We start from the raw sequence: 11958 nt of genomic DNA, 5'->3' as shown, positions 1-11958 counted from the left end.
TACCATCTATCATAGTGGTTCCACACCCTACCATAAGACCGTAAAAATACTTATTGTGTGGACCTTTTTGGATTAGTGCAGGTATGTAAAAATTTTAGCAATGGTATGAATATAGTGTTTAACGCCTTTAAGCTTACAGACGGCCGTCCTGTATAGTCTCCCTTATGTGTTGGAAGTTAATTAATTCCCTAGGAAGACGAAAAAAAGTCTGCTCTTAAAAAGTTCACAATCAGTGGGCAATCGGTTTAATGAGCTACTTGAAACGATCATTGAAAATTCACCTAAAGTGGGGGGAAATGATGTATAGACCAATATGGACTGAAATTAGCCTTAGTAATATTTCACATAATATTAGTGAATTTCGAAAAATAATACCTAACTCAACAATAATAATGGCCACCGTAAAAGCGAATGGTTATGGGCACGGTGCTGTCGAGGTTTCCCAAAAAGCGATTAATAGTGGAGTGGATTATCTAGCGGTGGCCAGTTTAGAAGAAGCTATTAAACTACGAAAATCAGATATTCAGGCACCTATACTTATACTTGGATACACACCTCCATCAGCATCGAATCATGTTGTTTATTGGGATTTAACACAATCAATTTTTGATATGGAACATGCAGAAGCTTTATCAAATTCTGGGCAAATCTTAGGAAAACAGGCAAAGGTTCACGTCAAAGTCGATACAGGAATGGGACGATTGGGACTTCAAGCAGAAGGAGCAAGTGATTTTATCCATATCGTGTCAAAAATGGATGGCCTTTATCTAGAAGGAGTCTACTCGCATTTTGCTACCGCAGATGAAGCCGACATACGGTATGCAGAAAAGCAAAAGAACCGATGGAGAAGGTTATTGGAAGAATTGGAGAAACAAAAAGTTTCTATTCCCATATTTCATATTGCCAATAGTGCTGCAACAATAGAAATGCCAGATATGACCTACGATATGGTTCGTATTGGTATTTCAATGTATGGCCTTTATCCATCTAAAGAGGTGAATAAAACAAAAGTTAATCTTAAACAAGCAATGCAGTTAAAAACCAAAGTCATCTATATCCAGACACTTGAGAAGGGAGATGGCGTATCATATGGAGCAACTAGCGTTGAAAGAGATAAAGCAATTATTGCAACTATTCCAATTGGTTATGCAGATGGGTATTCGAGGCGATTATCTGGAACGGCTTATGTCCTTATACACGGACAAATAGCTCCTGTTTTTGGTAGAATATGTATGGATTTTTGTATGATTGATGTTACTGATATTAAGGATGTAAATATTGGTGATGAAGTGGTAGTTTATGGAGGTCAAGGGGATTATTTCATATCATTAGATGAAGTGGCAAATATGTTAGGAACCATATCGTATGAAGTTGCTTGTAACTTGGGTCAGAGAGTTCCTAGAATTTACAAATAACCAGCTAAAGACAGTATTTATCATAATTATCTCAATTGTTATGTATTAGGTCACTATGTTGAAAAGATATGAAATGGATGTAGCTTCATAACCCTTTTTCCAGAATAAATACGTAGCTTTATTCAAAACATGTTCTTTGTTAATATTTATACTTCTACCTAATTTACAACACTCCCATTCATATAATTTATTTTGAAATCAAGCCTTCCATTCATGAGATTTTATTTAATGTTCAAATCAGAATTTTAACAGAATTAACGGAAAATTATTTCCTTCTGATTTTCCTCTAGCCTAGTTAATTGTTCCCCAGTCTAATTAATTTTTCCTTTTGGACACTTCAATTGGACCAAGCTATATTAAATTAATATGGTGGAAAATTGTTTCCACCATATACAATGCACCTTCATACCCAGATGTTCCAGATAAATATAGCTTGACTAATTGTAGAAAAAGCATGACATAAATTTGTCATGCTTTTTCTTTTCTATAAATATTTTTTCAAACCTAGTCTGTTACAGAAGCTTTTACTCAAGAAAGAACTTTTTTATTTATTGACACCACTTAATTCTCAAATACAAAATTCATCTTATTATCTTTCCACTCTAACTTCGCATCAAATGTTTTCTCGCCCTTTTTAAAGCCTTTAATTAAATCGGTCTTTTCACCTTTTAAGAGCTTTGTCATATTTTTTTGCGAAATTGTTTTGCTTAATATTTTCTTTGAGATGGTAAAATCACATTGCGTCGTATTGTAGTTAGAACAACCGTAAAACGTTGACTTATCAATCACATCGCCATCACATTTTTTACAGCTACCTACCTTTTTACCTGTTGTAAATTTCGATCCTTTTCGTTCAATTGATTCAACATGTAATCCAGTGAAATCCCATTTCTCCGACATTTCTACCGCATCTTCAATAATTTTAGCTGATAGCTTTTTCGTTTGTTCCATAAATGTAGCTGGTGAAGCTGTGCCTTCACCAATTTCCGCAAGGCGCTGCTCCCATTTCGCTGTCATTTCTGGTGAAGCTAATATTTTGTCTCCTATTGCGGTAATTAATACTTTCCCTTTATCGGTTGCATACACTTGGTTCTTCTGCACATCTATATATTTACGGTCTTTCAGCATCGTAATAATACCTGCACGCGTTGCCTCTGTACCTAAACCTTCTGTTTTCTTTAATACTTTCTCCAGCTCTTCATTCTCTAAATACTTACCGGCCGTTTTCATTAACGTAATAAGTTGTCCTTCTGTATAACGCTTCGGCGGCTGTGTTTTTCCTTCTTTCACTTTCACCTTTACAACTTTTCCTTGTTCACCTTCTGCGACAATTGGAAGAATTGTTTCGTCATCTTTATCGTCTTGGAAAATAACTTTACGCCAACCTTCTTGAATTTGCTGTTTTCCTTTTGAAATGAATTCAGCACGTTCGTCTACAAGAGTTGTAATCGTTGTGTAGTCAAAGATTGCTACTTCATAATGCGCCGCAATCAGTCTTCTTACGATCATATCGTAAATTTTCTTTTCATCACCTGATAGTTTACTTGGATTTGTAACTTGCTCTGTCGGAATAATAGCGTAGTGATCTGTAACTTTTTTTTCATTCACATAACGCTTATTATTCATAATCGATTCAACTGGAGCTGGTAATAAACCTTTATATTCATCAAATTGACTTAACTTCTGTAAAATATCAGGGAACGTCGCTGCTTCTCCTTGTGTAACATAGTTAGAATCCGAACGCGGATAAGAAACTATCCCTTTTTGATATAGTGCTTGTGTTATATCAAGCGTCTTTTTCGGTGAAAATTTAAAAGCTTTATTAGCTGTCGCTTGCAGTGCTGATAAATTAAATAAAAACGGCGGCTGAAACTCTTTACGCTCCGTTTTCATTTCTTTTACTACGGCCGGTTTCCCTTGGCAAAATGCTGCAATTTTATTTGCCATATCAGGGTCTTGTAAGCGAGATTCATTGTCTTTCTCCCATTTCCCCTCATACTTCTTTCCTTCTATATTAAAGGTTGCAAACACTTCCCAAAATGGCTCTGACTTAAAGTTCTCTATTTCTTTTTCACGCTTTACAATTAATGCAAGTGTCGGTGTTTGTACACGACCAGCTGAAAATACATCGTTCATTCCTTTTTTCTTTAGCAAAATACTAAAGACACGCGATGCATTCATACCAACGACCCAATCCGCACATGACCTTGTATACGCCTCATAGTACGTATTAATTGTATCTGATTCATCAAGCAAGTTTTTAAACCCTTGGTAAATAGCTTGCTTCGTTAAAGATGAAATCCAAAGACGCTTCATCGGCTTTTGCACGTTGCAAAGATTAATAATGTTTCGTACGATTAATTCCCCTTCACGCCCAGCATCGCCCGCATGAATAATTTCTGTTACCCCCGGATTATGTAACAGCTGTTTCACAACGTTAAACTGTTTATACTTCGACTTTGTTACTTCAAATTGAAAACGCTCTGGAATCATCGGTAACGTATTAAGTGACCATTTTTTCCACTCTGCGTGATAATGCTCTGGATTACATAACTGCGTCAAATGACCAATTGCCCATGTACAGTACGCTCCATTTGGAAATAACTCATTCGCTTCTACTTCTAAATATCCATCTTTCCGGCGATATTTAAATTGTGAAACAAGAGCCAAACCTTGATCTGGTTTCTCGGCAATAATTAATTTCATTTTATAACTCCCTATCTGTATTCCAGTGTTACTTTCATTGTCTATCTGTTTAGAGGCGATGATAAAACAACAATCTTATTTATCATTCGCGGTTTGTCTCGCAAATGGGAGACCTATAATATTATACGCTTATTCTTTATGGCTTCACAATAGAAACTCTTCATTTAACTCTTACATTCACATGCTCATAATTAAAAAGACGTCCCAAAAAATCAGAAGCCTTCTTGCTTACATTTATGAAATTGTGCAGATAATATGCAGATATAAATAAGCATAAGTACTCTCCATATGAACATATGATGAAATGAATGATAGGACAGGGAGGTATCATAATGTTCGCTTACACATTAACCGCCTTAACACTTTGTTGTATCTCGATTCTTATTACATCATATATATCTAAACTCAAGGGTACCCTAATGGAGTATATGGTATTTATTATGTCTTTTAGTATGAGTACGGGTTTAAGTATCGGTTTTTATTTAGGTATTCTTTTTAAAGGTGAATTACTATATTCTACTTTGCTTGCGATTTTAATTAGTAGTTGTATCGGTTTTTTAGTCGGTCTACGGTTTCACCTATTTACTGCTTTAGAAGGAATGTTCTCTGGATTAATGGCAAGTATGATGGGAGCAATGATTACAGAAATGTTAAACGCTCAACAAGCTCATAGTATACTGTTTATTAGTCTTTTACTTACCATAACAATAACTATGTCATGTATGATTCAACTTTTATCAGAAACTTTTTCTACTTTTATTCAACGGCGTTTTTTGTTATTACTATCAATTAGTGTGGTAATTATCGTTGCCGTATTCGTGACATTCCCAGATCATACTCCCCCACCTTCGTCCGGGCATGATCAACATATAATACATTGACATTTGGAATATAATTGAAGATGCTTTTCGAGGAAATATCGCGGTTTAAAATGAACAAAATAAAAAGACGCTCAAACTTGAGCGTCTTTCCCGATCATTATTTCGTAACAACTTCATCTTCTTTTACATTCACATTATTTTCTCTCATAAACGCTTCAATCTCTTCCACTTCTCTAATAATATCTTTTGACAAGTTTTCATGTCCGTCTTTCGTTACAAGAATATCATCTTCAATACGAATTCCAATTGATTCTTCTTCAATATAAAGACCAGGTTCAATTGTTATTACCATACCTTCTTCTAACACTCTATCTTTATATGTTCCTACATCATGCGTATCTAAACCAAGGAAATGGCTAACACCATGATAATAGTATTTTGATAACTCTTCGTCTTCTTGAATTAAGCCAATTTCTTTACACTCTTCTGCTAGTACCTTTTTTGTATGCTCATTTAATGCAGCAAACTTTACTCCTGGCTTAATGAGTTCCGTTGTTTCTTTCAATGCTTTTAATACAATATTATACATTTGTTTTTGGCGACTAGAGAATGTTCCATTTGCCGGGAATGTATAACTAATATCAGCGTTATAGTAGTCTTTTTGAGCGCCTAAATCTAGCAGTACTAAATCACCATTTTGAATTTGTGCATCATTGTCTTCATAATGAAGAACTGTAGCATTTTTTCCACTTGCCAAAATTGTATTGAATGCATGATGCTTAATGCCAGATGATTTCAGTGTGAAATCAAACTGAGCTTCTAATTCATACTCCATCATGTCAGCTTTTGCATGCTTAAGTACGTTGTAAATGCCCTCTTTCGTTACAGAAATTGCTTCTTTAATAATTTCAACTTCTTCTTCTGTTTTAAACACTCGTAATTCACAAATATTCGGATATACATTACCAATTAAAACGTGTGGATACTGTTCTCTTACATGTTTAGCAAAAGCATGCGTTTTGGTCTCCGTACCATTCCACTCACGACGCTCTAAATCTAAATATAGATGCTTCACATTTTCTGTAAAAAGTATATTTGAAATTGTCTTTTCAAAGCTATCTAAATATACAACTTTCTTTATACCTGAAATTTTCTCTGCTTCTTTGTTAGAAACTGTTTTACCGACCCATTTTTCCATGACTGGATCCGATTTTTCAATGAACAGTGTTTCTTCAACACTATTTCCAAACTTCTTCAACATGAAAATAACATTTGGTTCCTCGATTCCTGTTACATAGTAAAAATTTCGATTCGGCACAAATTTATAATGTGCATCCGCTGACATATGAGGTGCTTGTCCAGCAAATAAAATAGTAATAGATTCATCTGGTAATGTGTTTACTAATCGTTCTCTATTTTGAGCAAAAAATGTTGATTTCATAATATTCCCCCTAGCGTTCTATGTATACTGGTAAATCTAATTACCCAATACAATTCATTCTATTATTGTTATAATTTTTCGTCAATTAATAGTACTCATAGTGAAAGGAAATTTTTCATTACTAGGGCCACTTACAATCGAAATTATGCATACCACTCCACAATTTCTTGACATTTATTCCATATACTTAAAATCTCATATATAGGAAAGGAGCTACTACTTTGAAACATTATGTAGCAACAAGACTAGCAATTACTTCTTTATTGTTCATTACAGGATGTTCTAGCAACGCCGAAACAGCACCAGTGAAGAAAGACACGGTGCAATCTCAGCCAAAACATACAGAAACAGCAAATACAATTCCGCAAAACTTCTATAAGGAAACTACATTTGGAAAAATCGAGCACATTCACGGAATTGGCTATGCAGGAAATATGCCTGGGGTTTCTATCGCCACTCATAGCGGGATAAAAGTTTATCAAAATGGAAAATGGCTTGAAACTAAGACTGAGCTACATGATTATATGGGGTTTCAGGCAACGAAGAACGGATTCTTTGCCAGCGGCCATCCTGAACCAGGTGCAAATTTAAAAAATCCTTTAGGATTAATGAAAAGTTCTGATGGCGGTAATACCCTGGAGAAGCTAGCGTTTTATGGAGAATCTGATTTTCACAACCTTGCTGTTGGATATAATACGGAAGCAATTTATTTATACAATGAGCGTCCAAATTCTAAATTACAACAAGGTTTTTATTTCAGTACGAACAACGGACAAGATTGGAAAAATAGTAAGTTAAAAGGTCTTTCAAGTACAATTCATTCCTTTTCCGTACACCCTGATCAATCTAGTGTAGTCGCGGTAAGTGCTAAAGATGGTGTTTACTTATCTACAGATTACGGAAATACATTTGAACTATTGTCTACATCACTTGAATCGACAGCAGTTACATTAAGTAATGAAGATGTTTTTTACGCCCCTATCAATAAGCAAATGATAACGAAGAAATCAATTGCTACAAATGAAGAAACAAACCTACAAACTCCATCTTTAGATTCTAAAGATACAATTATGTACATATCACAAAACCCTCAAAATTCAGCTGAAATAGTATTTGCTACAATGAAAGCAAATGTGTTCATTTCTACAGATGAGGGTAAAATGTGGAAGCAGATTACGAAAGAGGGAGCATTCCAATTTAATTAGAAAGGTGAATATAACGTGTTTTCAACAATTAGTGAATGGAGCTACCAACTCATGTCTCCTTTAATGGATGTCGCGAATGCTACGAAATCAGTACCTCTTTTATTTGCATTTTTATTTGGCGTAGTAGGTACCCTTGCTCCTTGCCAATTAACAGGAAACATAAGCGCTATTACACTTTATGGCAATCAATCTTTACAAAAGGGACATGCATGGAAACATATATTGTTATTCATTTCAGGAAAAATAATAGCTTTTACAACGCTTGGACTATTCGTATGGTTCTTAGGAAAAGAGTTTCAGCAAATATTAACTTTGTACTTCCCGTGGTTACGAAAAATAATTGGACCTTTATTAATTTTAATGGGGTTAATGTTGGCAGGTATTATAAAGAGCAGAAATTTCTTCTCGATCAAATTTATACGAAAACAAAGTGAAGTCAGCTCATTTTTACTTGGATTTTTCTTTTCGTTAGCTTTCTGTCCAACTATGTTCGTTCTATTTTTCGGAACGTTAATCCCTTTATCTTTATCATCTAATTATGGGTACTTGTTTCCGACATTCTTTTCAATAGGAACTGCTCTACCAATCGTTGTCCTTATGTTCATCATCTTCTACCTCGGATTAAACGGAGCATTATTGAAAAAGAGCCGAAAAATAGGGAAAATTATTCAGCTTATAACCGGTGTTCTTCTGATATTCATCGGACTTTATGATACTACTCTTTATTGGTAATATATACAAAAGGTAAGCTTCAGTGAAATGAGCTTACCTTTTGTATCATTTTTTCTTTTGTTGTAGTTGATTTAGTAAATTCTTAACAAATTCTAAGAACAGCGGATCATTCTCTTTTTTAGGTGACCATTGCATAATAAGTTGTCGTGGAATTTTAATTTCTATCGGTTGCACGATAAAGTCATGAATGATTTGTTTATGCATTCCTGATAACGGAACGATTGTTATACCGTTAACTTGTAAAGTAAGTGCTAATGCCGAGCTAATTGACTCTGACTCCATCACTTTATTAACTGTTATTTCATTTTTCATCAAATATGGTTCAAGTACTTCTTTACAACCAGAAAGCGGCATAATAAAAGGATAATTTTTCAACTCTTTAATAGTAAGGTTAGGTGGAATAGTCTTTGAAGAAACCATAACATAAGGATCTTCACCAATAACTTCATAATGAAATCCTGGTATTAAATTTTCTTTTATAGAAATAGAAAAATCAGCACTTCCAGAAGACAGCCAATCTAATACTTCTTGATAGCTTCCTTCTCGAACTGCAAGCACGTACTGACTTTGATCAATATTACCTAGTTGGATACACTCCGCCAAACAATATACAGTAACGGAAGGATACGTAGCTAGTACAATCTTATACAAGCTTCTATTTTTTAATTGTAAAACTGTTTCTTCAAGGTTTTCATACTCCATTAGAAGTCGATCTACACAAACTAAAAATTCCTTTCCATTTTCAGTTAACATCGTTCCTTGTCTAGAGCGATCAAATAAAGTTAAAGCATATCGTTTCTCTAATTTGTTTATGATATGAGTTATAGCGGGCTGTGTCATATGTAATTCTTTCGCTGCTAAACTAATGCTGTTCAACCGAGCCACATTTTTAAAAACTTTAAAATCAAAAACGTTCATTCTGTTCTCCTTATATAAAAGATATTTATATCATCTATAAATATCCTTCATTATATTTATCAAACCACTTCAGATACACTAATTATACACCATCAATATTACGAAAAAATAAAGCATATAAACATTAGAGGAGTGTTGATTAAATGAGTACTTACATTTTAATACATGGAGCATGGCAAGGTGAATGGGCATGGGAATTAGTAAAACCTCAACTAAAGGCTTTCGGACATACAGTTGTTACACTAGACTTACCTGGAAGTGGAAAAGATATGACTCCATCACAAAATATAACGCTAGATTCTTATGTTAATGCAGTAACAGCTACTATAAATCAACAAAATGAAAAAGTTATTCTTGTTGGACATAGTATGGGTGGAATTGTAATCACGCAAACAGCTGAACTTATACCAAATAAAATCGATAAATTAGTATATCTTTGCGCATTCTTACCACAAAACGGAGAAAGTCTTGGTAGTAAATTAGATGGTGAAGCTGGTCCACAATTCTCAATTAATGAGAATGACATGACTGCAGAACTTATACCAGAGTTGACTGAACAAACATTTTTAAATGCTACAAAAAATGCAGCTATTAAAGAATCTTCTTTCAAACAAATGCGTCCTCAGCCACTAGGACCGTTTCAACAAGAGCTAAAAATTTCTGAAGAAAACTTCGGAACTATAGATCGCATTTATATTGAAACAACTCTAGATAGAGCGATTCCAATTGATTTTCAGCGCCGAATGAATACAGAAACTCCTTGCGCGAAGGTTATTACTTTAGAAGCTGATCATTCACCGTTCTTCTCTAAAACATCAAAACTTGTTAGTCACTTACATGAATTAAGCTAAGCTTTATATTTTCCTTGTAGACACCCACTTACTGTAATACGGGTGTCTACTTTTCTTTTACCCTTCTTGACATATTCATATAAAAAAGTTAAAATAACTATAAATTAGTAAGTAACTAATTTAATTTAAAATTAGAGGTGAAAGAAATGAAAAACATTTTATTCCGTATTAACGAATTATCAAAAAAAGAAAAAGCATCTGGATTAACAGTTGATGAAAAACAAGCACAACAAATATTGCGTCAAAACTATACAAAAACATTTCGTGGAAGCTTAGATTCCATTTTATTAAACACAAAAATTGTTGATCAACATGGTCTTAACGTTACACCAGCCGCATTACAAGATGCTCAAATACGTTTAAAATTAAGCAAATGAAATCAAAGCTAAACAAACAATCGTATAAAACATAAAAAGAGCCGGAATTCCTATTTAGAAATTCCAGCTCTTTTTATTGTTTTTTCTAATTTAACATATAAACGATACATCGCAATTCTCCACGATACAATCATCGCAAATGCGAGCAAGAAAAACATTCCGCTTAACTCTGCTAAATCAATTGATTGACTTAAATATGATTTTAACGCTACTCGTACAGCCAATAACCCGACTAAAATAAATATGAATGCTTTTGACGGTTTCATATATATATGTTCGCTTCTTATTTCAAACTTAGTTGTTTTAATAAGAAATATAGAGAAAATAAGTCCTATACTAATCGCCTCTACTATTTCTAACGATGTTAATCGAAACTCCGGCAAGAAGTACATCATTGCGCCGGTACTCATAAAAATTGGCGGTAATATAATTTTCTTTTTCGTTACCGGTTTTTTCGCTGCTTTAAAGCGAAGAAACATTACTCCAACAGCCATACAAACCGCTATAATACTTGATAAAAGTGCTATCATATTCTCCACTCCTATCTATTTAAATGACTTTTTGAGCAAAATCATAAACCAAACGAACCCGATACTTATAATAACATGACCTAATCCAGCCATATGGCTTAAACCGTTAAAGTCAGTTCCATTTACTTGTAGTAGACCTCTCCATAGCATTGTAGCAATAGTAAAAATTAATCCTACATTATAAACAACAAACCATGCACGAAAGCTCTTTGTTTCTTGTACATGAAACACTTTACATAAAGCTAAAGCAATTAAAAAGAATACGAAACCGAGCACTAATACATGTGTATGCACCAATTGCAACATTGTGGATCCTTTAATTCCTTGTGCTTTCGTATACTCTCTTGCAAATACTCCTGATAATAAACCGATAATTAAGTAAATGAATGCTGCATTATATAATCTCTTCATTTTATTCCTCCTGCTGTAAACTTTCTATATTCACTGCAATCATTTTACGCAAAGTTTATGAATGGAATATGAACAAAATATTACATTCAATTTTTGAAAATAAAAAAGCCATTCCACAATTAATAATTGCGGAATGGCTTTTCAACTTATTTTAAATCTTCTATTGAGAAAGCACCTGGAAGTAATTGCTCAACAGTTACTTCTTTTTCATCACCTTTTACATTCGTTAGTAATACAGGCATTGTCGGTTCACAGAACTCAGCAATTACTTGTCTACAAGCACCACATGGTGAAATTGGTCCGTCCGTTTCGCCTGTAATAACTAAGTAACTAAAATCGCGCTCCCCTTCTGATACTGCTTTAAAGATCGCTGTTCTTTCTGCACAGTTACATAAACCGTAAGAAGCATTTTCTATATTACAACCAGTATAGATTTTACCTTCTTTCGTAACTAATGCTGCACCAACAGGAAATTTCGAATACGGAATATATGCTTTTGCTAACATCTTATTTGCTTCTTCGATATATTTTTTCTTATCCATATTATTTCC

The 11958-nt window shown here is 34.0% G+C and carries 12 protein-coding genes; 6 read left to right on the top strand and 6 right to left on the bottom strand.

Going from position 1 to position 11958, the window contains the following annotated elements; all coding sequences use genetic code 11:
- Window positions 1-299 precede the first annotated feature (299 nt).
- Window positions 300-1415, top strand: a complete 1116-nt coding sequence (alr, locus tag ILS93_RS17585; protein ID WP_064476393.1) for an alanine racemase — start codon at window positions 300-302, stop codon at window positions 1413-1415.
- 561 nt (window positions 1416-1976) lie between these two features.
- Here the strand turns inward: alr and topB are convergent.
- Window positions 1977-4121, bottom strand: coding sequence for a DNA topoisomerase III (topB, locus tag ILS93_RS17580; protein ID WP_064476394.1), 2145 nt, complete (start codon window positions 4119-4121; stop codon window positions 1977-1979).
- 332 nt (window positions 4122-4453) lie between these two features.
- On the opposite strand from topB, the gene ILS93_RS17575 reads away from it, so the two are divergent.
- The gene (locus ILS93_RS17575) at window positions 4454-5002 is read left to right on the top strand and encodes a hypothetical protein (protein ID WP_088048519.1); all 549 of its coding nucleotides are present in this window, start codon (window positions 4454-4456) and stop codon (window positions 5000-5002) included.
- A gap of 97 nt (window positions 5003-5099) precedes the next feature.
- Here the strand turns inward: ILS93_RS17575 and ILS93_RS17570 are convergent, their stop codons facing one another.
- The gene (locus ILS93_RS17570) at window positions 5100-6383 is read right to left on the bottom strand and encodes an aminopeptidase P family protein (protein ID WP_222661004.1); all 1284 of its coding nucleotides are present in this window, start codon (window positions 6381-6383) and stop codon (window positions 5100-5102) included.
- Between the two features lie 221 nt (window positions 6384-6604).
- On the opposite strand from ILS93_RS17570, the gene ILS93_RS17565 reads away from it, so the two are divergent.
- Entirely contained in the window at window positions 6605-7588 is a 984-nt protein-coding gene (locus tag ILS93_RS17565) for a F510_1955 family glycosylhydrolase (RefSeq protein ID WP_222661002.1), read from the top strand.
- Between the two features lie 15 nt (window positions 7589-7603).
- Window positions 7604-8320: an urease accessory protein UreH domain-containing protein gene (locus ILS93_RS17560; RefSeq protein ID WP_222654983.1), complete on the top strand. Its 717-nt coding sequence runs from the start codon at window positions 7604-7606 to the stop codon at window positions 8318-8320.
- 45 nt (window positions 8321-8365) lie between these two features.
- Here the strand turns inward: ILS93_RS17560 and ILS93_RS17555 are convergent, their stop codons facing one another.
- On the bottom strand, window positions 8366-9238 hold the full coding sequence (locus tag ILS93_RS17555; protein ID WP_222661000.1) for a LysR family transcriptional regulator: 873 nt from the start codon (window positions 9236-9238) through the stop codon (window positions 8366-8368).
- Window positions 9239-9381: 143 nt separating this feature from the next.
- Between ILS93_RS17555 and ILS93_RS17550 the strand changes: the two genes are divergently transcribed.
- Together ILS93_RS17550 and ILS93_RS17545 are read left to right on the top strand one after the other, a co-directional pair.
- The gene (locus ILS93_RS17550; protein ID WP_222660998.1) at window positions 9382-10089 is read left to right on the top strand and encodes an alpha/beta fold hydrolase; all 708 of its coding nucleotides are present in this window, start codon (window positions 9382-9384) and stop codon (window positions 10087-10089) included.
- A gap of 146 nt (window positions 10090-10235) precedes the next feature.
- A complete protein-coding gene (locus ILS93_RS17545) occupies window positions 10236-10466 on the top strand; it encodes a DUF896 domain-containing protein (RefSeq protein ID WP_222660996.1) in 231 nt (76 codons plus the stop codon).
- 50 nt (window positions 10467-10516) lie between these two features.
- Here the strand turns inward: ILS93_RS17545 and ILS93_RS17540 are convergent, their stop codons facing one another.
- From ILS93_RS17540 to ILS93_RS17530, 3 genes are all read right to left on the bottom strand, one after another.
- Window positions 10517-10996, bottom strand: a complete 480-nt coding sequence (locus ILS93_RS17540; RefSeq protein ID WP_064476401.1) for a CcdC family protein — start codon at window positions 10994-10996, stop codon at window positions 10517-10519.
- A gap of 15 nt (window positions 10997-11011) precedes the next feature.
- Window positions 11012-11407, bottom strand: coding sequence for a DUF2871 domain-containing protein (locus ILS93_RS17535; RefSeq protein ID WP_064476402.1), 396 nt, complete (start codon window positions 11405-11407; stop codon window positions 11012-11014).
- Window positions 11408-11553: 146 nt separating this feature from the next.
- On the bottom strand, window positions 11554-11949 hold the full coding sequence (locus ILS93_RS17530; RefSeq protein ID WP_064476403.1) for a cytidine deaminase: 396 nt from the start codon (window positions 11947-11949) through the stop codon (window positions 11554-11556).
- Window positions 11950-11958 lie beyond the last annotated feature (9 nt).

The sequence above is a fragment of the Bacillus sp. 16GRE42 genome, assembly GCF_019837435.1.
Taxonomy (GTDB): domain Bacteria; phylum Bacillota; class Bacilli; order Bacillales; family Bacillaceae_G; genus Bacillus_A; species Bacillus_A wiedmannii.
This window is presented reverse-complemented; position numbering and strand designations above follow the sequence as displayed.

Excerpts from the sequence above, each read along its gene's own strand:
- alr (WP_064476393.1), top strand. The coding sequence starts at position 300 with ATGTATAGACCAATATGGACTGAAATTAGCCTTAGTAATATTTCACAT.
- topB (WP_064476394.1), bottom strand. The coding sequence starts at position 4,121 with ATGAAATTAATTATTGCCGAGAAACCAGATCAAGGTTTGGCTCTTGTT.
- ILS93_RS17575 (WP_088048519.1), top strand. The coding sequence starts at position 4,454 with ATGTTCGCTTACACATTAACCGCCTTAACACTTTGTTGTATCTCGATT.
- ILS93_RS17570 (WP_222661004.1), bottom strand. The coding sequence starts at position 6,383 with ATGAAATCAACATTTTTTGCTCAAAATAGAGAACGATTAGTAAACACA.
- ILS93_RS17555 (WP_222661000.1), bottom strand. The coding sequence starts at position 9,238 with ATGAACGTTTTTGATTTTAAAGTTTTTAAAAATGTGGCTCGGTTGAAC.
- ILS93_RS17550 (WP_222660998.1), top strand. The coding sequence starts at position 9,382 with ATGAGTACTTACATTTTAATACATGGAGCATGGCAAGGTGAATGGGCA.
- ILS93_RS17545 (WP_222660996.1), top strand. The coding sequence starts at position 10,236 with ATGAAAAACATTTTATTCCGTATTAACGAATTATCAAAAAAAGAAAAA.
- ILS93_RS17540 (WP_064476401.1), bottom strand. The coding sequence starts at position 10,996 with ATGATAGCACTTTTATCAAGTATTATAGCGGTTTGTATGGCTGTTGGA.
- ILS93_RS17535 (WP_064476402.1), bottom strand. The coding sequence starts at position 11,407 with ATGAAGAGATTATATAATGCAGCATTCATTTACTTAATTATCGGTTTA.
- ILS93_RS17530 (WP_064476403.1), bottom strand. The coding sequence starts at position 11,949 with ATGGATAAGAAAAAATATATCGAAGAAGCAAATAAGATGTTAGCAAAA.